Genomic DNA, 22,448 nt, shown 5'->3' on the forward strand with positions numbered 1-22,448 from the left:
GCGGCATGAGCACCGCTTCGACCGTCGGCACCACCTCCGCCGCACCGCACGACCCCGACACCCGGGGCGATATCGCCGTTCGCCACGACTCGGCCACGCCGCGGCAGGTGGAGACCGGCGCGGGGCCGGCCCGCGCCGGCCGTCTTCCGAGTCCGGCCCGGCACCCGTGGTGGGCGCTCGTCGTGCTCATGCTGCCGGTGCTGCTCGTCTCGGTCGACAACACCGTGCTCTCCTTCGCCGTTCCGCAGCTGAGCCGGCACCTCGAGCCCTCGAGCGCGCAGCTGCTGTGGCTCGTGGACGTCTATCCACTCGTGCTGGCCGCGCTCCTCGTGCCGATGGGCGCGGCGGCCGACCGGTGGGGACGCCGGCGGATGCTGATCATCGGGGCGATCGGCTTCGGGGCGGTCTCCGTGCTCGCCGCCTTCGCCCCGAGCGCCGGGGCGCTCATCGTGGCCCGCGCCGGTATGGGCCTCTTCGGTGCGGCCCTCATGCCCTCGACCCTCGCACTCATCCGCAACCTCTTCCCCGACGCGCGCCGCCGCCGGCTCGCCATCGCCATCTGGGCCTCGGCGTTCTCGGCGGGCGCCGCGCTCGGCCCGATCGTCGGCGGCTTCCTGCTCGAGCACTTCCACTGGGGCTCGATCTTCCTCATGGCGGTGCCGATCCTGCTCCCGCTGCTCGTCGCCGGCCCCCTGCTCATCCCCGAGTCCCGCGACCCGGCTCCGGGGCGCCTCGACCTGGCCTCCGTGGCACTGGTCGCCGCCACGATGGCCCCGATCGTCTACGGGATCACCGCGCTCGCCACGGGCGGGGGCGCGCCGGTGGCGCTCGGAACGATCGCCGCGGGACTCGTCGCGGGAACCGGGTTCGTGCGCCGCCAGCTCCGCCTCGAGCACCCGCTGCTCGACGTGCGCCTGTTCCGCAACCTCGTGTTCACCGGATCGGTGCTCATCAACCTGCTCAGCGTCGTCGCGATCGTCGGATTCCTCTTCTTCGTCACCCAGGATCTCCAGCTCATCCTCGGCCTCAGCCCGATGGTCGCCGGGATGGCGCTGCTGCCGGGGCTCGCGGCCACGATCGTCGCGGGCCTGCTGGTCGTGCCGATCGTCTCGCGGGTGCGCCCGGGCTACGTGGTCGCCGCGGCCTTCGCCCTCTCCGCGCTCGGCTACGGCATCGCCGCGCTGAGCGCCGGGGCGGCGACGCCCGCCGTGCTCATGGTCGCCTTCGCCGTGCTCGGAGCCGGCGTGGGTGCGGGGGAGACGGTCTCGAACGACCTCATCCTCACCGCCGCCCCGCCCCACCAGGCCGGCGCCGCCTCGGCGATCAGCGAGACCGCGTACGAGGTCGGGGCCGTGCTCGGCACGACCCTCGTCGGCGGCCTCCTCACCGCACACTTCCGCGGATCGATCGCGATCCCCGCCGGGGTCACGGGCGCGGACGCCGAGGCGGCGCGGCAGACCCTCGGCGGCGCGACCGCCGTGGCCGAACGCCTCGGCGGCGGCGCCGGCGACCAGCTCCTGACCGCGGCGCAGGAGGCCTTCGCCTCGGGGGTGTGGCTCACGGCCGGTGTCGGCACCGCCCTCATGGCCGGCGCCGTGGTGCTCGCGCTGCGCACGCTGCGCGGGGTGCCCGCTCGCTGACACGGCGGCGCTGATACGACGTCGCCGGCTGGGGCCGCGCCGGGTGCTCTGCTCGGGCCGAGCGGGGGTGTTCGGCTCGATTCGGACTCATGCGTCGATGGTCACGCGACACGCCGACACGCGGGTGTCGCGGGGCGATTCGGGACGCGGGTCGGGGGCAGATTTCGGACTCGGACGGGCGACCCCGCCTGTGGACAGTCAGACGTCGGTCGAGGTCCGTCCACAGGGTTATCCGCAGGATGTGCACAGAAGCCCGTGGGGTGTCCACATGGAGCCCCGGCATGGTCCACAGCTGCGCCCCGGACCTGTGCACGACACGCGGACCGCGCGAAAGTGAAGACACGCCGACCACTAGGTCTTGGGGTCTCCCCGGGGGCCAGACACTAGGTGTAGTGTTGTGGTCAGTGGATGGGGTGGCGGCGAAAACCGTGCGCGAACGAACCACATCCTTGTAATTATCATCACGAGATTCTCTTGCCCGGGTCGCTCGATCCGCACGGGGGACCGCGATCCGACACCTTGAGAAGGGGAGCCCACGCCATGGCCATCACCATCTTCAGCAAGCCCGCCTGCGTGCAGTGCGACGCCACCTACCGCGCCCTGAAGAAGCACGGCCTGGAGTACACCGTGGTCGACATCTCCACCGACGCCGAGGCGCTCGAGTCCGTCAAGGCGCTCGGCTACCAGCAGGCTCCGGTCGTCTTCGCCGACGGCGACCACTGGTCCGGGTTCCGCCCCGACAAGATCAAGGCGCTCGCGGCGACGGCCCGACTGGACACCCCGGTCGCGGTCACCGCCTGAGCACCAGGCACCATCGAGCCCGCGCCGCCACAAGCGACGCACCTCGCGGCGCAACAGCGGCCACGCCGGTCGGACTCCGGTCCGGTACCGGCCCAGGGCCGGCCGGTACCAGGCCCGGGTCGGCGCAGGCTCAACCAGTCATCACCCAGAGGAGGCGTTGGTCGTGTCGTCCGTCGTCTATTTCTCCTCCGTCTCGGAGAACACCCGCCGCTTCGTCGAGCGGCTGGAGCTGCCGGCGCTGCGGATCCCGGTGCGCCGGACGGAGCCGCACCTCAAGGCGACCGACCCGTACGTGCTCATCGTGCCGACCTACGGCGGGGGCACCCCCCGGGGCGCCGTGCCCAAACAGGTGATCAAGTTCCTCAACGACCCCGACAACCGGGCGCTCATCCGGGGCGTGGTCGCCGCCGGGAACACGAACTTCGGCAGTGCGTACTGCCTCGCCGGGAAGGTCATCTCCGGCAAATGTCAGGTGCCGCACCTGTACAACTTCGAACTACTGGGCACGAGCCACGACGTGGCGCGGGTCCGTGAGGGATTGGGAGAGTTTTGGCAGCGATTCTAGAAAGTGCGCAGACGACGGCCGGCCCGACGAGCGCAGCGGATTCCGGCTCGGACGCCGCCCCCGAGGCCTTCGTGCAGCAGGGGCAGGAACTCGACTATCACGCGCTCAACGCGATGCTCAACCTGTACGGGCCCGACGGCACGATCCAGTTCGAGCAGGACCGGGAGGCCGTGCGGCAGTACTTCCTCCAGCACGTCCTGCCCCGGACCGTGCAGTTCCCGAACCTGGCCGACAAGCTCGCCTACCTCGTGGAGGGCGGCTACTACGAGGCCGACGTGCTCGATCAGTACAGCCCCGAGTTCCTGCAGCGGATCTGGGACTACGCCGACGCGCACGACTTCCGGTTCCAGACCTTCATGGGCGCGTTCAAGTACTACACCTCGTACACGCTCAAGACCTTCGACGGCAAGCAGTACCTCGAACGCTTCGAGGACCGCACGATCATGGTCGCCCTCACGCTGGCGGCCGGCGACGAGACCTTCGCCCTGAGCCTCGTGGACGAGATCCTCGAGGGCCGGTTCCAGCCCGCGACCCCGACGTTCCTCAACTCCGGCAAGGCCCAGCGCGGCGAGGCGGTCTCCTGCTTCCTGCTGCGCATCGAGGACAACATGGAGTCGATCGCCCGCGGCATCAACTCCGCCCTCCAGCTGAGCAAGCGCGGCGGCGGCGTGGCCCTGCTGCTGAGCAACCTGCGCGAGTACAGCGCCCCGATCAAGCGGATCGAGAACCAGTCCTCCGGCGTCATCCCGGTGATGAAGCTCCTCGAGGACTCCTTCTCCTACGCCAACCAGCTCGGCGCTCGTCAGGGTGCCGGTGCGGTGTACCTGAACGCCCACCACCCCGACATCATGCGCTTCCTCGACACCAAGCGTGAGAACGCCGACGAGAAGATCCGCATCAAGACCCTCTCCCTCGGCGTCGTCATCCCCGACATCACGTTCCACCTCGCCCGGCAGAACGCCGACATGCACCTGTTCTCGCCGTACGACGTCGAGCGCATCTACGGCATGCCGTTCGCCGAGGTGAACGTGACCGAGAAGTACGACGAGCTCGTCGCCGACGAGCGGATCCGCAAGACCACGATCAAGGCCCGCGACTTCTTCCAGACCCTCGCGGAGATCCAGTTCGAGTCCGGCTACCCGTACATCATGTTCGAGGACACGGTGAACCGGGCGAACCCGATCGAGGGCAAGGTCACCCACTCGAACCTGTGCTCGGAGATCCTCCAGGTCTCGACCGCCTCGACCTACGCCGACGACCTGAGCTACGAGCACATCGGCCGGGACATCTCCTGCAACCTCGGCTCGCTCAACATCGCCATGGCGATGGACTCCCCGGACCTCGGCCTGACCGTCGAGACCGCGATCCGGGCGCTCACCGCCGTTTCCGATCAGACCCACATCGGGTCCGTGCCCTCCATCGTGCGCGGCAACGACGAGGGCCACGCGATCGGCCTCGGGCAGATGAACCTGCACGGCTACCTCGCCCGGGAGCGGATCCATTACGGGTCCGAGGAGGGCATCGACTTCACGAACATCTACTTCTACACGGTGCTCTACCACGCCCTGCGCGCCTCGAACCGGCTGGCCATCGAGCGCGGCACCAAGTTCGCCAGCTTCGACACCTCCACCTACGCGAGCGGGGCGTACTTCGACAAGTACACCGAGAACGAGTGGAAGCCGGCCACGGACCGGGTGACGGACCTGTTCACGCGGGCGGGCGTCGTCGTCCCCACGCAGGCGGACTGGCGCGAGCTCAAGGCGAGCGTCATGGAACACGGCATCTACAACCAGAACCTGCAGGCCGTGCCGCCGACCGGATCGATCTCGTACATCAACAACTCGACGAGCTCGATCCACCCGATCGTCTCGAAGATCGAGATCCGCAAGGAGGGCAAGATCGGGCGCGTGTACTACCCGGCCCCCCACATGACCAACGACAATCTCGAGTACTTCGCCGACGCCTACGAGATCGGCCCCGAGAAGGTCATCGACACCTACGCGGCGGCCACTCAGCACGTGGACCAGGGCCTGAGCCTCACGCTGTTCTTCAAGGACACGGCCACCACGCGCGACCTCAACCGGGCGCAGATCTACGCCTGGCGCAAGGGAATCAAGACCCTGTACTACATCCGGCTGCGGCAGCTGGCGCTCTCGGGCACCGAGGTCGAGGGCTGCGTATCCTGCATGCTGTGACCAGTCGCCGCCGTGGCGACCCATCCCTCCCCGCGCCCGCCCGGGCGCCGCTCGCGTGTATCGAAGGAGCCTGACAAAGTGGACCTCAAGACTGCGGTCGTGCGCCCGGTCAACTGGAACCGGATCGAGGACGAGAAGGATCTCGAGGTGTGGAACCGCCTCACCCAGAACTTCTGGCTGCCCGAGAAGGTGCCGCTGAGCAACGACATCTCCTCGTGGGCCACGCTCAGCGCCGCCGAGAAGGACATGACCACCAAGGTGCTCACGGGCCTCACGCTGCTCGACACGTTCCAGGGCACGGTCGGCATGGTCTCGATCCTTCCCGACGTGCGCACCCAGCACGAGGAGGCCGTGATCGCCAACATGGTGTTCATGGAGCAGGTGCACGCCAAGAGCTACTCCTCGATCTTCTCCACGCTGCTCTCGACCGCCGAGATCGACGACGCGTTCGACTGGTCGGTCACGAATAAGGAGCTGCAGTACAAGGCGAACTCGATCATCGGGCTGTACGAGGGCGACGACCCGCTCAAGCGCAAGATCGCCTCGGTCATGCTCGAGTCGCTGCTGTTCTATTCCGGCTTCTACGCGCCGATGTACTGGTCGAGCCGGGCGAAGCTGACGAACACCGCCGACCTCATCCGGCTCATCATCCGCGACGAGGCAGTGCACGGCTACTACATCGGCTACAAGTACCAGGTGGCGGTGGCGCAGGAGACCCAGGCGCGGCAGAACGAGCTGTACGGGTTCACCCTCGGGCTCCTCGACGACCTCATGGACAACGAGGAGACCTTCACCGAGGACCTCTACGACCCGCTCGGCCTGACCGACGACGTCAAGGCGTTCCTCAAGTACAACGCCAACAAGGCCCTGATGAACCTCGGCTACGAGGGCATCTTCCCGCCCGAGGCCGTGAACGTGAATCCCGCGATCCTCGCCGCGCTCAGCCCGAACGCCGACGAGAACCACGACTTCTTCTCCGGTTCCGGTTCGTCCTACGTCATCGGCAAGGCCGAGGAGACCGAGGACGACGACTGGGACTTCTGAGGTTCTTCGCGCCTGGCCGCCGTCCCCTCCCCGCACGGGAGGGGGCGGCGGTTCTCGTTGTGGGGGATTGGGGACGGCGTAGCGCGCCGCGCACGCCACGGGAAGCCAACGCTCTTTCGGATCTTTCGTAACGCGTGTTAGTGTGGCAACCCCTAAGGAGAGGAAGTGGCGCACATGACCGCAGCCCACGCTCACCCGCATCGAGACGGCGCTGACGTCGTCGCGGCGAGTCCGGAAGGTGCTCAGGATCTAGCTCGCGTCATCGACTTCGTCGACGCGCACATCAATCGGTACGGATCGGCTCCGGAGCCGCGGTTCTACCTGTCCGGTGCTGACATCCACGAGCGGGTCGAGTTGACCCAAGAGCTCTTCACCGTCCTGAAGGCCGCGGCCGACGAACTCAGCAAGGGGCGATCGATCAGTATCCTCGCCCTCGAGCAGGAGATCAGCACACAGCAGGCCGCGGACCTCTTGGGCCTCAGCCGACCAACGGTTGTGAAGCTAATTGAAGACGGCGAATTGACAGCGACCGTCCCAGGTAGGAGCCGCAGGAAACTTCGGCTGGCTGAAGTTCTGAAATATCGCGATCTCCTCCACGCCCGCCGCACTGAGTTCATCTCTGATTCCTCGGAGGAATTCTATGACGTGGGCGAACACCCGGAGAAAGTGGCTCTTCGTGGTTCGTGGTGAAAGTGGCCCGCGCGTCGTAGGCGTGTGAGGGCTCGTGGTCCTGCTGTGATGGGTGTTGCGAGACATCCACAAGAGCAGAGGACCACGAGCTATGGACGAGTTTACTGGCTCGCAGCGTGATGCTGCGAGCACGATCTTCAATCTGTCTGACTACCGTGTCATCGACGCGATCGATCTTCCCGGCGGAGGCCGTCGGGTCGTGATCGAGTCACTCGCCCCGCCTGGCTGCCCGGCGTGTGGTGTGATCGCGGTGAAGATCCATTCCCGGCGCCGGCAGCGTCTGCGTGATCTGCCGATCGCGGGTGCGGTCGAGGTGTGGTGGGCCAAGCGGCGCTGGTTCTGCCGGGAAGAGCTGTGCGGGCGTGGCACGTTCGCCGAGTCCACCATCCAGGTCCCCAGGTTCGCCCGGTCCACTACGCGGCTGAAGAATCAGGTCGTGGCCGCGGTGGTCGACTCCGGTCGAGCCGCCAGCGAGGTTGCCCGCGCTCACGGGGTCTCATGGTGGCTGGTCCAATCGGCGCTGGCTGCCGCGGCGCTCGTCCTACCCGCCGCCGACGACTGGGTCGTGACGCGCTTGGGCATCGATGAGCACCGGTACCGGTCCGTGCGGTTCTTCCGTGATGAGCACGGGGCCTGGCGCCGGTTCGAGCCGTGGATGACGACCCTGGTCGACCTGGCCACAGGACAGGTCCTGGGCATCGTCGATGGCCGCGACAGCACGGGCGTGGGCGCGTGGCTCAGCGCCCGCCCACAGTCATGGCGGGACCGTATCGAGGTCGTCGCGATCGACCCCTCGGCCGCGTTCCGTAAGGCCCTGCGCGAGCACCTGCCCCACGCCGCGGTCTCGGTCGACAAGTTCCACCTCGTCAAACTCGCAGGCGACATGCTCACCAAGGTCCGCCAGCGCCTCGCCCGAGACCAGCACGGCCGCCGCGGGCGCAAGAGCGACGCGTCCTGGGCACACCGGATGCTGCTGCTGCGGGGCGCCGATACGCTGTCCCCGCGTGGCTGGGCCAGGCTGGAGAAGGTCTTCACCGACGATGACCCCACGGATGAGCTCTCCGCCGCGTGGGGCGTCAAGGAGCAGCTCCGCCGCCTCCTCGGCGCTGATACCCTCGCCCAGGCGTGGCAAGAGCGGATGAGACTGGGTCACTACGTCCAGACCGCGAACATGGCCGAGACCGACCGCCTCTACGAGACCATCGTGACCTGGTGGGAGGCCATCGAAGTCCTCATCGTCACCGGCGCCACGACCGCGAAGGTCGAAGCCGCGAACACCACGATCAAGAACATCAAACGCACCGGCCGCGGATTCAGGAACTCCGCCAACTACAAGGCCCGTATACTCCTGGCCAGCGCCGCTCGAGCAGCAGCGCGAACACCAATCACAGCAGGCCTTTCACCACGAACCGCGTAGAGCCGAGAAAGTTGCGGAGTCGTTGGAGAAGGCCCGGCGCGCGCGTTGAGTGATGAATCCGGGCCAGGGACTGGCAGGCTGCCTTTCCGGGGTCCACGATCGAGGCCCCAAAATCAGGGGAATACCACTACGACGTCAAGGATCCGGATGACGCGCACGTCGTACACGCGGCCATCATCGGTAAGGCTGACGCAGTCGTCACCGATGACACTCGCTCGGGGATGGAGACGTCGGAGTCGTTGTGCGCCGCGTCCGTCGAGGTGGTCAGACCCTACAGATTTGCGGCAAGTACGGTCATTGCGCACCCCGAGGCCGGCCACCGCGCAATCGTGAGCCTGGCCAGGTGGCCAGGACTCCTGACATGTCATGAAAGTTTGTGGGGGGTCAGGTCCGGTTCTTGATTTCGTAGCGCAGGGTCAGGTCGGTGCCTGGGTAGGTGGTGCGCGTGGCGGTGAGGTGCTCGCAGAGTTCGGCGATGGCGTCGGTCTCACGGCTGGTGGGGAGCGGGTCGAGCCGGATCGTCAACGTGCCGGCGGCCTCGTCGGGGATGATGTCGCCGGGCTGGGTCAGGGCCTGCCGGGCGAGGGTGTAGGCCTCCTGGTCGGCGCGGGCGTAGCCGGTGTTGATCCGGATATCGCGGGCGATCGCGGTGGTGGTGTTGAACGCGGCGATCCTGATGGCGTGGTGGATCAGCTTGGTCTCGGTGTCCAGGACCTGCTGGCCGGGCGCGAGGTCACCGAGGCGGACCCTGGCCGGGACGTGCTTGTGGTCGGCGCGGGCGGCGGCGAGGTCGTCCTCAGCGGCGTGCAGGTCCGCGGTCAGGGCGTTATGGAGGGTGTTTGTTACGACCACGCCGGCCTGGCCGGGCGTGGGAGTGCGGGCTGCCAGGAGGGCGGCGTCGGTGCGGGCGCGTTCGCGCTCGACCCTGGCCGTGGCGTTCTGCACGGCCAGGTGGGAATGGCGTTTGGCCGGGTTCGGTACTGACCGGTCCGGGTCGTCCTGGCTCGCGGCATAGGAGTCGTGAGAGTCCAGGCCCAGGTGGCCGCGGGCGTAGCGGAAGTAGTTCTCCTGGCGCCAGCGCGATCCCATCCGGTACATGATCTCGACCGCGGGCAGGTCGGTGCGGGTGGTCAGCACGTGCACCTGCTTGGTGAGGCCCTTCTTGGTGTCGAGGCGGGTGACCTGCCGCATCGGGTACGTCCCGCCGCCGTTCTTGATCGGCAGTTCGACGATCGTGTCGGCAAGGATCCAGTGGTGTTCCCGACCGGTCTCGTCGATCGAGACGGTCTCGGCGAAGAGGTCGCCGGCGACGTTCTCGGTGTGGCCCTTGCGCCAGGTCAGCACGTCGAACCCGTGCTCGGCCATGTGGGCGAACAGGGCCGGGGACCAGCCGCCGCGGTCGAAGCCGACCAGGACCCGCCGGTCGTCCCCGACCGCCTTCCTCAGCTGCGGCAGCAGGGACCGCAGCTCCATCGCGAGCGAGGCGCCGGGTGCGGACATCACCACCAGCACCGGGTCGCCGGCGGCATCGCTGATCCAGGTCTCCACCGTCGCGGGGGCGGGGAACCGCAGCCGGGACAGGTGCGTCTTGGCGATCTTCTTCGTGCCCTGATACGCCCGGACGTGCCCGTCGACATACAGCACCAGACCGAGGTCTTCGTCCCTGCTGGCAGCGCCGGGCCGGCCGAGGTGGTGGGCGGCCATGCCCGCGAGCAGGTCACCGGCCCGGCCCCGGGCGGTGAGCTGGCCGATCTTGCGGCGGATGGTCTTGACCTCCGGGGCCCGGTCCATCCCCAGCACCCGGCCCAGGTCGACCGGCGCGAACCGGCCCGCGCCCTCCGCCCGCGGCTGACCGGCCAGGGCCCGCAAGACCCCCTCGAGGAGCATCGTCTCGAGCCCGTAGAACCCGGCCGGGAGCTTGCCGTAGACCTCCCTCGCGCAGGACAGCAGACCCGTGGCCGCCAGGGCCGGCAGGGCGAGTAGGAGCCCGGCCAGCGGGACCCGCGCGGCCGGGGCGAACACGGGTCGGCGGCCTCGATCACATGCGCCCGAGCCGCGGCACGCTCACCAACACGCGGCTCCGGCTCGGCCAGCACCACCGGCACGGCCTCGACCCGCGCCCCCGCCGCGCCCGGCCCCACCCCGGCCTCGCCACCGCCCGCCCCCTCGGCCAGAGCCCGGCGCACCGAATCGGTCGAGACCCCGACCGCCGAGGCCACCGCCCGCAACGAGGCCCCACCCGCGCGGCGGGTCCCGATCTCGGCGACCACCGCCGGCGTCAGTTTCGACGGGCCTCTCGGCCCGCGCCGCTCCGGGACCAGCCCGGCCGTCCCCGCGCTCTGCGCGGCCCGCACCCACCGGCGCAACGTCTCTCGGCCGATGTCGAACCCGGTCGCCACCGCCGCCCCCGTCGCGGCCCCGATCCGCACCAGCGCCACCGCCGCGAGCCTGCGTCCGGCCTCGTCCTGGCCGTCCCACAGGTACGCCAGCTCCCCGCGCACGTACACCCGACCAGCCCCGTCGGCGTCCTCGACGAGCGCGGCCACCTCACCGATCTGAACCGCGCCGAACGGTGCCAACGGTAGCGGTGCCTGGACAGTCATGACCGCCATCTCACCACCCCGACCAACCGATACAAACTCACCCAATAATTATCTCACATGCTGACCGCGACGACCAGCACCTTTGCCAGTAAACACGCCGGTCAAGCAATAGCTATGTCAGGAGTCCTGGTGGCGGCAGCGCTCACCGACCACCCCCTTCCCGAGTGGAGGGGGCGGCGGTTCTCGTTGTGGGGGATTGGGGACGGCGCAACTCGCCCAGCGTTTGGGCGTTACCCGATCACCGCGGGCGGGAGCCGTCGACGGCTGGAGTCGCGGGTGGGTCAGCCCAGGACCGCCTTCTGGATCCGCCGGGCGACATCGTCGGTTCCCTCGTGCTCCCAGAACCGCAGGACCCTCCAGCCGGCGGCGACGAGCTGCGAGGTCGTCTCGCGATCCCGTGCCATGTTGTCGCGCACCTTGGTCGCCCAGTAGTCGGCGTTCGTCTTCGCGACCGTGTGATGCTCGGGGCAGCCGTGCCAGAAGCAGCCGTCGATGAAGACCGCGACCTTCTGCTTGGTGAACACGAGATCGGCAGTGCGCCGCAGCGCCGGCTCGGGTCGGATATTCACCCGGTAGCGCAGTCCGAGCGCGTGGACCGCCCGGCGCACGGCCAGCTCGGGACGGGTGTCCCGTCCCTTGTTTCCTCGCATCGAGGTGCGCACGCCGGGTGACGACGCCCACGAGGTGTCCCACTCCACAACGTCCGACCCTACGCCGTGCCGGCGCGGCTTCAACCCTTGTCGGTGGTGTCCCATACCATGCACGTATGGTGGATTTGATAGACCTCTTCGCTGGATGTGGCGGCATGACGACGGGCTTCGTCGCCGAGGGGTGCACGCCGGTACTCTCGGTCGAGTTCAATCTGCCGGCGGCCGCCACCTACGCCGCGAACTACGGTGAGGAGCACACGATCTACGGGGACATCCAGGATGTCGCCGCAGAGCAGATCCCGGACGCCGATCTCGTGATCGGCGGGCCACCCTGTCAGGGATTCTCCAACCTCGGATCCAAGGACATCAACGACCCGCGAAACAAGCTGTGGCGTGAGTACCTGCGTGTCGTCGGCGTCGCCAACCCGAAGGTCTTCGTGATCGAGAACGTGGACCGCTTCATGAAGTCCTCCGAGTTCCAACTCCTGCTCAGCGAGGTGGAGAGCGGCGCGCTACAGGACTACGAGTTGCGATACGGTCACCTGAACGCGGCCGACTTCGGGGTCGCTCAGCGGCGCATCCGCACCATTGTGATCGGTTCACGAGTCGGTCCCATCGAGCTGCCGTCTCCGACCCACGCGCGGACCCGCGAGGCGGGGTCGGCTCTCGAACCGTGGCAGGGCACGGCTACGCGCATCCAGGGACTCCCGGCGCGCCCGGCGACGACGAAGCTGCCGGACAGTCTCAGCGACTTCTTCGGAGTCCGCGTTCCCGGCATCTTCAAGGGCCTCGACCTCCATGTCGGAAGGAATCCGACCCAGCTGTCGCTCGACCGTTACGATCACGTGCCCCCGGGCGGAGGGCGCTTCAACATCCCTACCGAACTGCTCCCGCGGTGCTGGCGCGAGAAGCCGACCGGAACGACCGACGTGATGGGGCGGATGCGGTGGGACTTCCCATCGCACACGATCCGTACCGAGTTCTACAAGCCGGAGAAGGGTGCGTACCTGCACCCCCAGTGGGATGTGGAAGGGCGGAACCGGGTCAACCGCCCGATCACCCACCTGGAGGCCGCCCGACTGCAGGGCTTCCCCGAGGACTACCTCTGGTGCGGCAGCAAGATCGAGATCGCCCGACAGATCGGTAACGCCGTCCCGGTCGGCCTCGCGCAGGCCATCGCGAGGCACGTCAAAAAGCACCTTTAGAGCGCGGCCGACGGCAAATCGAGGGCCGGAAAGCGGTCGGACTGCCAGACTACGGCTGTGGCTCCAGACGCAGGCTTCTACTTCGACGACCTCGACGAGGACACCCCCTCGATTCAGGACTCTCGTGCACGGGCGATCCGGCGGCGCCGAAATGTGTTTCGCTCGCACCCCGCTCCGACCAAGCCCATGGGGCGCGTTCCGTCGGCGTGGTGTATCGGCAGCGGGATGCAGCAACTTCTGGAGCCGGAGCTGGCGCCGTTCGCCAACTGGTTGGAGTTCGGTGAGGACAACCGCGACCGGTTTCGATGGGCGTTGCGGGACTCGCTCGATGAACTGCTCGATGGACAGCGGACGGGCCGTTGGGCCTATCAGCATCTCTCGAAGACGGAGAAGACCTACCTCGGTACCGCCGTCGAGGTGAATCTCACCAAGGAGTTCGAGATCGCCAACGGGATGGATCTCGACTGGTCCGTTGACGGCCGAGACATCGACTGCAAGTTCTCGAAGGACATGGGCGGCTGGGAGATACCGATGGAGATGTATCTCTGCTCGGACCATGGGGACCGGCAGGGACAGGCCGATCAACCGGCACTTCTCACCTGGATGAACGACGATTCGAGCGAGTGGGCCGCCGGCCTCATCACGATCACGGACGAGCGGCTGCGCCGGCGCGCGAAACTCGTCGACGGCAGACGGGTCCGCGCCTACAACCGTGACAACAAGCGGCAGCTGTCGGATACGGTCGCAGGCGAGGTCTACTGGCTCTGGGGCGGGAGGCAGACCGACCTGCCGAGAAATCACCTGTTGCACCTCGCGCCGGACGCACGATCCCGGGTCTTCTCCTTCGCGAAGTCCGGACAGAAACGGGTCGACCAGCTGTTTCGTGAAGTGCAGGGACAGCTGGTCGGTCGCCGGACTATCCTCACGGTCGCCCAACAGGACGACGCACCGAAGCGCGTGCGCGATGCACGCATCAAGCTTCGGCCTGAGGGCATCCTGATACTCGGGCACCAGGAGTCGCATCCACACGCGGCACGGGGGTTGGGGCTCCCGGTGCCGGTCAAGGGTGAATGGGTAGCCGTGCGGGTCGTGCCGGTCAGCGAGGCAGACACGCGGTCGTTCATCGAGTTGGACGGCGAGCGATGGGCGCGCGCCCAGCCCGGCGAGCCGGTCGTGGCCGCCCCCGCCCTTCCGAAACGGTGAATCGGCGTGGGTTTGACGGCGCCGCTGTTCAAGTCTGGAAGGACCAGCTGGAAGTGGAAGCTCTCCCGGACGACCAGGAGCGACAGGAACTGTTCCGACACCGACCGCCGTTGAGCCGTCCGCGCACGATCGGAGGGCTTCTTCCTGCCAGGCCGCCGCTTCAAGGCGGCTAGCATCGCCCCTATGGCAACGCCCTGGGTCGATCTCGACGCCGCGCTCGCGGCCGGCGAGGCGACCGTGGCGCGGCGGTGCGTGCAGGCGCTCGACCACGAGACGCCGGCCGCGGATCGTGACGAGGATCTGCTCACCGCCCTGGCTCGCCGCGCCGCCGCGGGGTCGAGGCTCGCCACGGAACTGCTGCTCGAGCGGATCGAAGCGGCGGGCCTCCTGCACAGGTTCGCCCGCGGCGCACTCCTCGACCAGGCGGCCGTCGACGACGTTGCCCAGGAGGCGCTCATCTCCATCGCCTCGGCGATCGGCACCTTCGAGGCCCGGTCGAAGTTCACCACCTGGGCGCACCGGATCGTGCGCCACCGCGTGACCGACCACCTGCGCCGGCAGCGCGCCACCGCGCCCCTACCCGAGAGCGACCTGAGTGAGGGCGCCCGGATGAGCTCCATGATCGCCACCCGCGCCACCGTGCGCGCCGCGCTCGAGAGCCTGCCCGACCTGTACCGGGTGCCCGTGGTGCTGCGCGATCTCGAGGGCCTTGACTATGCGAGCATCGCGGGCCGCCTCGACGTACCGGTCGGCACGGCGAAGTCCCAGGTGGCCCGCGGCCGGGCGATGGTCGCCGGCGCCCTCCAGGCTGTGGCACCGGGCGGGGCCCGTGGCTGAGGTCGGCCGCTACCGGCTCGGCGAGGTCATCGGAGTCGGCTCGTTCGCCACCGTCTACCGCGCGAGTGACGACTGGCTCGACTCGACCGTCGTGGTCAAGATCCTCGCCGAGAACCACAGCCTCAACCCCGAGATCCGTGAACGCTTCATCGGCGAGGGCCGCAGCCTGCGCAAGATCTCCAGCCCGCACGTGATCGCCGTGCACGACATCGGCGAGACCGAGCGCCAACAGCCCTACCTCGTGCTCGAGTACGCCGATCGCGGCACGCTCGCCGATCGAGTGCGCCGTCTCCGAGCACGCTCATGGACGACGTCCCCCGCCGACGCCCTCGCCCTCGCCCACGGGTTGGCGGCTGCCGTCGAGGCCGTCCATGCCGCCGGGCTCGTTCATCGGGACCTGAGCCCCGGCAACGTGCTGTTCGCCACCGACCCGGCCGGCCCCGGGCGCCCCGCGGCAGCTGAACCCGGGAATGGATCGGTGCCGACTGGTGAGGCCTCGCTCGTGGCTCCCGGTGAGCGAATCGTGTTGGCCGACCTCGGCCTGTGCAAGGATCTTGCCGTCAATTCGGGCCTGACGGTCGCGGGCGGCACGCAGGGCTTCCGGCCGCCCGAGCAGCATGGCGGCCCCGCGCTCGTGGACCACCGCGCGGATTTGTGGGCGATGTCGCGGCTGCTCGTCTGGGCCACCGAGGGCGCCGACCTTCCCTCGACTCTGAGCGTCGCGCTGCGCCGCAGCCTCGCCGCGGATCCCGCCGCACGGCACCCGGACACCGCGAGCTGGTTGGCCGACGTCAGGTCCGCGCTGGTCCCGACGCGGCTCGGGCCCGGCGTACCAAGTGTTGGCGAACCCCGCGTGCCGCGGCGGCCCCGGGGCCGCCGCGGGCACCGCGTTGCCGGCGTCGTCGCGGCGGGCGCACTCGTGATCGGCGGCACCATCGGCGCGGGCCTCACGCACTGGTTCGGTGGCACGCCGGATCACACCGGGGCCGCCCGGATCTCGATCACCGGACCCGGCAGTGTTCCGGTCGGGGAGGGGGCATCGTTCACCGCGGAGGTCCACGGCGCCGACACCTGGGTCTGGATCCTGCCCGACGGCCGTTACGTGCTCGACCAGACCGAGGTGTCCCTCACCGCGAACAGCGCGGGCACCGCAGACGTGACGATCCACGCACGCGACGCCGCCGGCGTCACGATCGAGGCGACGCGACGCCTCGTGGTCACCGAGTGACCCGGCCGCCTGTGACATGACTTACAGCGTGCAACTATCCGGCGACCACGTCCGACTCATGGATGTGTTGCCCCACCGATCTCAAGGAGAACCTCTGATGAAGACGCCGATCCGCCGCCCGTTGGTGGCCATCGCCCTGGCCGGCGTGCTGACGCTCGCAGGGTGCAGTGGCCAGGACGCCGAGTTCGACCGCGCGGACCAGTCGTCGCCCGCTGCCGGCGACTCCGGCCGGTCCGCCACGGGGGGCTCGGAGGACCCGGACGGCGAGCCGGTCGCCTCCGGCGACCCGATCAACGCGACCTGGCCCGACCCCGACGACGTCATCGCCGAGGACGTCTTCCCCACCCTTAAGTCGGAGAAGCAGAAGGTCCGCATCGGCATCCAGTCGATCGTCGTCAGCGGTGAGACGATGGAGCTTCGGCTCGTCTTCACCCCGGAGGAGAATGTCGAGGAGGTGCGGCTCAACGAGATCACGAAGAACATGTGGCACGAGGTCCCCATTGCCCTGATCGACCGCGAGAACCTCAAGCGGTACACCGTGCTCACCGAGGTCGACGGCGGCGGCCTCTATCAGACCGACAGTGACGTCAAGGCCAGGCTCGGGGAGTCGGTCGGCTTCCAGGCCTTCTATCCGGCCCCGGTCGACGACATCGATCACGTCGACGTCGAACTCGGTGAGAATCTTCCTCTGTTCGAGGATGTCCCGCTGACGTTCGAGGACTGAGCGCCGTGGAGAACACCGCGCAGCAGCCTGCTTCTGGCCGAGGTCGCACGAGCGCCCGGCTCGCCGCCGCGGCCCTCATGTCATGCTGCCTCGCCTGGGGCACGACCACGTCGGTGACCGCCAACACGGACGCCGTCCAGGATCATTGGCTGACGCTCGCCGAGATGGGTTTCGAGGCCCCCGTGCCCGCCCAGGCACAGGAGTCGATCCGGGTGTACGAGATCGGCTCGCCGATCGCGTATTCGGCGGAGGGGTCGATCAAAGCCTTGGAGACCACCGAGGAAGAGGCCGGCGAGACGATCATCTCCCTGTCGTCCGACATCCTCTTCACCCCTGACAGCTGGGAGCTGTCGGCGAACGCCGGGGCCAAGATCGAGGAGCTGATCTCCGACGTGCCCGAGGGAGCAGACCTGGCCATCCACGGCCACACCGACTCGATCGACGGTGCCGTGGACAACAAGGAGCTCTCCGAGAAGCGGGCCGGCGCGGTGGCCGATGCCGTCCGCTCCGTGCGCTCCGATCTGACCCTCGACGTCCAGGGCTTCGCGGACACGCGCCCGAAGAAGCGCGAGAGCGGACCGGACGACGACGAGGCCCGCCGCATCAACCGCCGCGTCGAGCTGCGCTACGAGGGCCGGTGAGTACGTCCACCGCGGTACACGCGAATCCCTGAGCGGAGTCGAGAATCGTGCGGCGCCGGTCGCCGGTCGCCGGTCAGCGCGGACCCGGGGCGCTCGCGGGGATATCCGGCGACCCGATCGTTACGGTCCGCTGTATCGTCGGAACGAGGTTCCACGTGGAACACGCGGTAGTCGAGCTTCGATGGTCGGATAGGTCGCTGGAGAACCGGGTGCGGGACGGCGTTTTCGACCCGCCTCCGGGTCCTCGTGGTTGTCGGGTTCACCGGGTCCCCGAGACTCGACGACAAGGGTGGTCCCGACCCCATCACAGCGGGTCCGCACCACCGAGGTCCCGGCGGTGGCACCTGAACCCTGAGCAGCATTCTCATCATGATGCGCGGGCGCCGATGATATGAAGCGCTCGTGCGGACGGCGGTCGACATGATGAGCACCTCCTGGCGGACGCGAAGCTGCTCGCGGTCCGATGGGCTCGATCCTCGAGGAGGCGCTGCGGCGTTACCTGAGCTGAGGGGAGCGGCGTTCTCACCATCCTGACGCCGGGTAAGGTCGAGGTGACGGCCTCGGTCGATGAGGACGATTTCCTGTCGAGGCTCCGCACACTCACCCGAGGGGCAAGCGAACAGCGCTTGCTGTTTGGGACTGCTGCACGGATAGGTGACAGTTCTAGTCACGCCGCCAGTGCGATGACCGCTGCCGCGTCCGGCAGCGCGGCGTTCGTCGTGGACCGGTAGCTGGTGAAGCCGTCCACGGTTACGACGTCGACCGGGTCCCGGAAGCACTGGTCACGCTGATCGAGCCAGTCCTCGAGGACTTTGGCTGAACGGCCGGCTTTCACGTCGAGCAGCCGTGCCGGGCCGGACTGGTCGATGATCGGGTCGGGTCGACCAGGATGGTCGCGAACACCTCCCGGACGGGAACCTTCACGTGGGGCCGGTTGGGTCGGCCCGGGGCGCGGCGACGGTCGGCGTTGCTCGGGTCGGGCCCCGCGGTCAGGGGCTGGTGGAAGATCCGGCACCCGCACTCCGTGCCCGGGCACAGGGAGCGGGGCTGGCGCACGTGCAGTCGAGTCGGATGCCCCGCGACCGGGACATCAGTCGGCTGGCGCACTATGTGGTCTACGCAGGGCGTCACCGGCTCCGCGCTTGGGGCAGAACGGCAGGAGCTCACGCGGGCGAGCCTCGATGATCGTTACCTCCCCTCGGCCTGGGCGCCAGTGATCGTCAAGTCGAGTCCCGTCCTTCGGCAGATCACGTCCACGACGGGACAACCGGCAGGGACGCAGGAGGTGGATTCCACGGGAGGCCTTGGGGCGAGGATCGGTCGGTTTCAGCACATCTATCCCTCACCCAAGGCCCGCCCGCATCCCCACCAGCGCCCTCGACGAGGAGTCGACGCTACGTGCCCCCAAGCCGGGAAGTCGTTCATCCCCCGGTGAAGACGCTGATCGTCAAGGGAACGCCGAGCTCGTCGCAGGCGAGACTCAAGCCTTGTTCGGCGGTGATCCACTCCGGCGACCTCACGCTCGTCGGTTCCTCACCGCCACCGGCCGGTATGGCCGGTGCGATCGCCTGGAGCTCGGCGATCGCGCGCGCGACCGTACTGTCGCCGTCCGAGGGCAGAAGGTCGAGCACACGCGTCGCCAGGCGGTACCAGCCCTGGTGCTCCTGCGTCTCCATCCGACCCTCATCGAGTGCGAGGTCGGCGTTGTCGAGGATGGTCATCACATCGCCAAAGCCCACGCAGGGAGCGGCATCGTCGAGCGGCTTGTCGCGTACCTGCTCGCCCGTGGTCGATTCGTTCGGGGCGGCCGTATTCTGCGTTCCCTCTGCTTCAACGGCTTGCGCGTCCGCGCTGCACCCGCCGATGACCGCGGTGATGAGTACCGCCGCAGTAGTCCCCACCGCTTGTCTTGCTCGCATCTGTGCGCTCCCACTTCCCAACGGATCGAACCATCAAGACTATCGGCTACGACGCCGGGCGGCCCGTGCTTCGGGGTGCTTCGCGGGGCCGACCGGCCCGATGGGTCTCGTCGCGCCGGTCCGCGATGACCGCAGACGGGTCGCCCGACTTCTCCCGCGCGGCTGGACCCACCGGGACGCATCATGATGCGCAGCTGCCGATGATAAGATGTACGTATGCGGACGACGGTCAACATCGATGAGTACCTGCTGGCGGAGGCGAGGCTGCTCGCTGTCCGATCTCGCCGCCCGATGGGCTCGATCCTCGAGGAGGCGCTGCGGCGGTACCTGAACGAGCGCGGTCGCGAGGATGAGGGTCAGCCGGCCGAATTGCCGGAGTTCAAGCCGACAGATCCGGGGCTGAGGCCCGGGGTCGATCTCGACGATCGAGAACAGATCGCCGAGCTACTCGGAGAGAACGACGCGGGCATCCGCTGATGCTCTTCCCCGACGTCAACGTGGTCGTCTACGCGTTCCGGCCATCGGATAGCGAGCGGGCTGCGGCCGTGCGCACCTGGCTCCTCGACCGGCTCGACCGAGGTGAGCAGATGGGTGTCAGCGAGTTGGTGCTCTCGGCGTTCGTGCGGATAGCCACGAACGGTCGCATCTTCAACGAGCCCGCGACGCCGGCATCGGCACTCGCATTCGCCGACTCGCTTCTGGCTCACCCACGGGTGAGCGTGGTGCGCGGCAGGGACCGGCATTGGCCGTTCTTCCGCGAGCTCCTGCTGCAGAACAAGCTGCGCGGCAACGACGTGCCGGATGCCTACCTGGCCGCCCTCTGCCTCGAGGCCGGGGCGACCATGGCGACGACCGACCGCGGCTTCCGCCGCTTCGACGGCCTGCGCATGGTCGATCCGCTCGCCTGAGGCGTCGGTCCACCGGTAGCGGGCCGACGCCTCAGGCTCGGCCTCAGGCGAGTCGGCGGCGCACGGCGAGCACCGCGGCGCCCGCGAGCAGGAGCAGCGCGACCGTGCCGGCGAGCGGGCCCACCGGCGCACCCGTGTCGGGCATCGACCCGCCGGGCGTCTGGCCGGCACTCGGGCTCGTGCCCGTATCGGTCGGCGAGCCCGTTTCGGTGGGTGAGGCGGGCTCGGTCGGGGAGGCCGTGTCGGTCGGCTCCTGCGTGGGCTCGGCGATCGGTTCGGTGATGAGCGACCAGTTCGGCACGAAGAAGTCGTCCGGGTCGATCACCTCGTGCTCGACCGCCCAGTCGATGAGCATCTGCCGGATCTGCTGCTGCCCGTCGTAGACGATCTCCGCGTCGGCCACGTGCGGGAAGCCCGCCCCGCCGCTCTGCCGGTAGTTGTTCAGCGCGAGGATGAACGTGTCGTCGTCGCCCACGGGGGTGCCGTCCGGGTAGCGCAGATCGGTGATCCGCTCACCCACATCCTGGGAGATGTCGATGTAGTAGTCCACTCCGGCGATCGCGTCGTAGGCGTAGTCCGGCATCCCGTCGGGGTAGTGGTCGGTGGGTGCGTTCGTGCCCGTGGCCGGATCGAAGTCCGCGCCCACGGGCACCTGCACGAAATAGCTCGCCGAGTACTCGAGGTAGTCGCGCACCTGCGCGCCGGTCAACTCGACCCCGTAGAGCGTGTTCGGGAAGACGTACAGCCCCGCGATGTCGCGGATCGTCACGTCGCCCTCGGGGAAGATCGCCGTGCGGGAGAAGGGGGCGGCGGCGGAGATGATCGTCGCATCGCCGACGTCGCCGAGCGCGGTCGTGATCGCCTCGAGCTGCACGTGGTTGATGAAGTCGATGATCGGGGTGTCCTCGTAGCGGGACTTCTCGGATTTGAGGTCGGTCACCGACGTCGCCACGGGGGTGTTGACGTAGTCGATCGTCGTAGTCTGCTTGTCCATCAGCAGCTCCCGCAGACCCTCGTCGGGCTCGCCGATCTGATAGCCGTAGGTGGCCTGCGCGTGCGGCTCGTTCCCCTCGCTCCAGTCGACCTGCCAGCCGTCCCCGTCGGGCACGAGGTGCAGGGTCGTGCGGGTGACCGACCGGGCCCAGTAGTACGGCTGGGTGAGCAGCACCTTCCCGCCGTCCTTATTCGTGACGATCGTCTCCGGGTCGTCCTGGTGGCTGTGCCCGAAGAGGATGTAGTCGATCCCCGGCACGAGATAGGCCACGTTGTTCACCACGTTCTCGTACAGCGCGGACGTGTCGTAGTCCTCGTTGGGCACCTCGCCCTTGCCGCTGTGCACGTTGAGGGCGACGACGTCGGCCTCCTCGGCGACGATCGGCACCCAGTGCCGCGCCGCCTCGACCAGGTCCTGGAACTCGAGCTTGCCCTCGACGAATTTCCGGTCCCAGACCCGCACGCCCGGCGTCACGAGCCCGATGACCCCGACCTTGACGGTCTCTCCGTCGATCTCGCGCTCGACGATCGTGTACGGCTCGAGCCAGGGCTCGCCGGTGTCGACGTCGATGACGTTCGCCCCGAGCAGGGTCGGTCCGCCGTCGGCGGTGTCGAGGTCGCGCTCGTAGGCCTTGAGCATGTCGAGGCCGTAGTTGAACTCGTGGTTGCCGATGCCGAGAGTGTCGTAGCCGATGTACTTGAACGCCTGCGACATCGGGTGCTCGGTCTCGCCGGAGAGCACGCCCGCGGCGCCGTCCCCGAGGCCGTAGTACGTGGTCAGCGGCGTGCCCTGGATCGCGTCGCCGGAATCCATGACGATGACCGACTCCGCGCCCACCTCGTCGCGGACGTCGCTCACGTAGGTCGCCACCCGCGTGAGACCGAGGATGTCGTCCTGATCCGTGTACTGCTCGTTGGCGAAATAGTCCCAGTTGTAGACGTGACCGTGGGTGTCGGTCGTGCCGAGCAGGGTGAGATCGACCCCGTCCGCCGGCGCGGCGTGTGCGGGGGCTGCGGCCAGGCCGGCCAGGATGACGGCGGCGACGATGCCACCGGCAGTGTGCTGACGCATGATGTACCTCTCGAGCGCGGTGCCGGCACGCACGTCGATGAGGGTGCCGGATGGGCGGTTCGAGGAACACTACTCATCCCGCGGCCACCGCGGAAGGGGGGTGGGACGGTTGG

General features: G+C 68.4%; 21 protein-coding genes and 1 pseudogene. 16 read left to right on the forward strand and 6 right to left on the reverse strand.

Translation table 11 applies throughout. The features are described 5' to 3' along the window. The first annotated feature begins 5 nt into the window (after positions 1 to 5). From GCE65_RS00545 to GCE65_RS16915, 8 genes are all read left to right on the forward strand, one after another. Entirely contained in the window at positions 6 to 1,640 is a 1,635-nt protein-coding gene (locus GCE65_RS00545) for an MFS transporter (RefSeq protein ID WP_153877004.1), read from the forward strand. Positions 1,641 to 2,180: 540 nt separating this feature from the next. Then, a complete protein-coding gene (gene nrdH / locus GCE65_RS00550) occupies positions 2,181 to 2,441 on the forward strand; it encodes a glutaredoxin-like protein NrdH (RefSeq protein ID WP_153877005.1) in 261 nt (86 codons plus the stop codon). A 163-nt stretch (positions 2,442 to 2,604) separates the two neighbouring features. After that, complete coding sequence (gene nrdI / locus GCE65_RS00555) at positions 2,605 to 3,006, forward strand: class Ib ribonucleoside-diphosphate reductase assembly flavoprotein NrdI (protein ID WP_153877006.1); 402 nt, start codon at positions 2,605 to 2,607, stop codon at positions 3,004 to 3,006. Positions 3,007 to 3,077: 71 nt separating this feature from the next. Further along, positions 3,078 to 5,201: a class 1b ribonucleoside-diphosphate reductase subunit alpha gene (gene nrdE, locus GCE65_RS00560; protein ID WP_228760216.1), complete on the forward strand. Its 2,124-nt coding sequence runs from the start codon at positions 3,078 to 3,080 to the stop codon at positions 5,199 to 5,201. 78 nt (positions 5,202 to 5,279) lie between these two features. Then, the gene (nrdF, locus tag GCE65_RS00565; protein ID WP_153877007.1) at positions 5,280 to 6,245 is read left to right on the forward strand and encodes a class 1b ribonucleoside-diphosphate reductase subunit beta; all 966 of its coding nucleotides are present in this window, start codon (positions 5,280 to 5,282) and stop codon (positions 6,243 to 6,245) included. Between the two features lie 174 nt (positions 6,246 to 6,419). Further along, positions 6,420 to 6,935: an excisionase family DNA-binding protein gene (locus tag GCE65_RS00570; protein WP_153877008.1), complete on the forward strand. Its 516-nt coding sequence runs from the start codon at positions 6,420 to 6,422 to the stop codon at positions 6,933 to 6,935. A gap of 91 nt (positions 6,936 to 7,026) precedes the next feature. Further along, positions 7,027 to 8,352, forward strand: coding sequence for an ISL3 family transposase (locus GCE65_RS00575; RefSeq protein ID WP_153876953.1), 1,326 nt, complete (start codon positions 7,027 to 7,029; stop codon positions 8,350 to 8,352). A gap of 98 nt (positions 8,353 to 8,450) precedes the next feature. After that, positions 8,451 to 8,753, forward strand: coding sequence for a hypothetical protein (locus GCE65_RS16915; protein WP_370460232.1), 303 nt, complete (start codon positions 8,451 to 8,453; stop codon positions 8,751 to 8,753). Here the strand turns inward: GCE65_RS16915 and GCE65_RS16860 are convergent. The 3 genes and pseudogenes from GCE65_RS16860 to GCE65_RS00590 all read right to left on the reverse strand — a co-directional run bounded on the left by GCE65_RS16860 (position 8,737) and on the right by GCE65_RS00590 (position 11,653). Continuing rightward, a complete protein-coding gene (locus tag GCE65_RS16860) occupies positions 8,737 to 10,374 on the reverse strand; it encodes a putative transposase (RefSeq protein WP_153877009.1) in 1,638 nt (545 codons plus the stop codon). The two genes, GCE65_RS16915 and GCE65_RS16860, sit on opposite strands and share 17 nt — an antisense overlap. A gap of 284 nt (positions 10,375 to 10,658) precedes the next feature. Beyond that, positions 10,659 to 10,964 (reverse strand): annotated as a pseudogene (locus tag GCE65_RS16920) (helix-turn-helix domain-containing protein); the annotation flags it as partial. Positions 10,965 to 11,236: 272 nt separating this feature from the next. After that, positions 11,237 to 11,653 carry a very short patch repair endonuclease gene (locus GCE65_RS00590; RefSeq protein ID WP_228760034.1) on the reverse strand — a complete coding sequence of 139 codons (417 nt, stop codon included), beginning with the start codon at positions 11,651 to 11,653 and terminating at the stop codon, positions 11,237 to 11,239. A gap of 68 nt (positions 11,654 to 11,721) precedes the next feature. Here GCE65_RS00590 and GCE65_RS00595 point away from each other — a divergent pair, with 68 nt between their 5' ends. The 6 genes from GCE65_RS00595 (at position 11,722) to GCE65_RS00620 (ending at position 17,443) form a co-directional block, all read left to right on the forward strand. Then, positions 11,722 to 12,810 (forward strand): DNA cytosine methyltransferase, encoded by a 1,089-nt coding sequence (locus GCE65_RS00595; protein WP_153879099.1) that lies wholly within the window; start codon positions 11,722 to 11,724, stop codon positions 12,808 to 12,810. Between the two features lie 57 nt (positions 12,811 to 12,867). After that, complete coding sequence (locus tag GCE65_RS00600; protein WP_228760035.1) at positions 12,868 to 14,013, forward strand: NaeI family type II restriction endonuclease; 1,146 nt, start codon at positions 12,868 to 12,870, stop codon at positions 14,011 to 14,013. A 183-nt stretch (positions 14,014 to 14,196) separates the two neighbouring features. After that, entirely contained in the window at positions 14,197 to 14,850 is a 654-nt protein-coding gene (locus tag GCE65_RS00605; RefSeq protein ID WP_153877010.1) for an RNA polymerase sigma factor, read from the forward strand. Then, entirely contained in the window at positions 14,843 to 16,078 is a 1,236-nt protein-coding gene (locus tag GCE65_RS00610; RefSeq protein ID WP_153877011.1) for a serine/threonine-protein kinase, read from the forward strand. Before GCE65_RS00605 ends, GCE65_RS00610 begins: the two co-directional genes overlap by 8 nt. Positions 16,079 to 16,175: 97 nt before the next feature. Continuing rightward, entirely contained in the window at positions 16,176 to 16,802 is a 627-nt protein-coding gene (locus GCE65_RS00615; protein ID WP_153877012.1) for a hypothetical protein, read from the forward strand. A 5-nt stretch (positions 16,803 to 16,807) separates the two neighbouring features. Then, positions 16,808 to 17,443 (forward strand): OmpA family protein, encoded by a 636-nt coding sequence (locus GCE65_RS00620; RefSeq protein ID WP_153877013.1) that lies wholly within the window; start codon positions 16,808 to 16,810, stop codon positions 17,441 to 17,443. Positions 17,444 to 18,110: 667 nt separating this feature from the next. Here GCE65_RS00620 and GCE65_RS16395 read toward each other — a convergent pair. After that, positions 18,111 to 18,479 (reverse strand): transposase, encoded by a 369-nt coding sequence (locus tag GCE65_RS16395; protein WP_153877014.1) that lies wholly within the window; start codon positions 18,477 to 18,479, stop codon positions 18,111 to 18,113. A gap of 385 nt (positions 18,480 to 18,864) precedes the next feature. Then, on the reverse strand, positions 18,865 to 19,344 hold the full coding sequence (locus tag GCE65_RS00630; protein WP_153877015.1) for a hypothetical protein: 480 nt from the start codon (positions 19,342 to 19,344) through the stop codon (positions 18,865 to 18,867). A 234-nt stretch (positions 19,345 to 19,578) separates the two neighbouring features. Here GCE65_RS00630 and GCE65_RS16125 point away from each other — a divergent pair, with 234 nt between their 5' ends. Continuing rightward, positions 19,579 to 19,839 (forward strand): type II toxin-antitoxin system VapB family antitoxin, encoded by a 261-nt coding sequence (locus GCE65_RS16125; RefSeq protein ID WP_194928897.1) that lies wholly within the window; start codon positions 19,579 to 19,581, stop codon positions 19,837 to 19,839. Further along, positions 19,839 to 20,270, forward strand: coding sequence for a TA system VapC family ribonuclease toxin (locus tag GCE65_RS00640; protein ID WP_153877016.1), 432 nt, complete (start codon positions 19,839 to 19,841; stop codon positions 20,268 to 20,270). The genes GCE65_RS16125 and GCE65_RS00640 overlap by 1 nt, the downstream gene beginning before the upstream one ends. A gap of 43 nt (positions 20,271 to 20,313) precedes the next feature. Here the strand turns inward: GCE65_RS00640 and GCE65_RS00645 are convergent, their stop codons facing one another. Beyond that, positions 20,314 to 22,368 carry a bifunctional UDP-sugar hydrolase/5'-nucleotidase gene (locus GCE65_RS00645; protein WP_228760037.1) on the reverse strand — a complete coding sequence of 685 codons (2,055 nt, stop codon included), beginning with the start codon at positions 22,366 to 22,368 and terminating at the stop codon, positions 20,314 to 20,316. Positions 22,369 to 22,448: the final 80 nt, after the last annotated feature.

Source organism: Pseudactinotalea sp. HY158 (genome assembly GCF_009660225.1).
GTDB lineage: Bacteria > Actinomycetota > Actinomycetes > Actinomycetales > Beutenbergiaceae > HY158.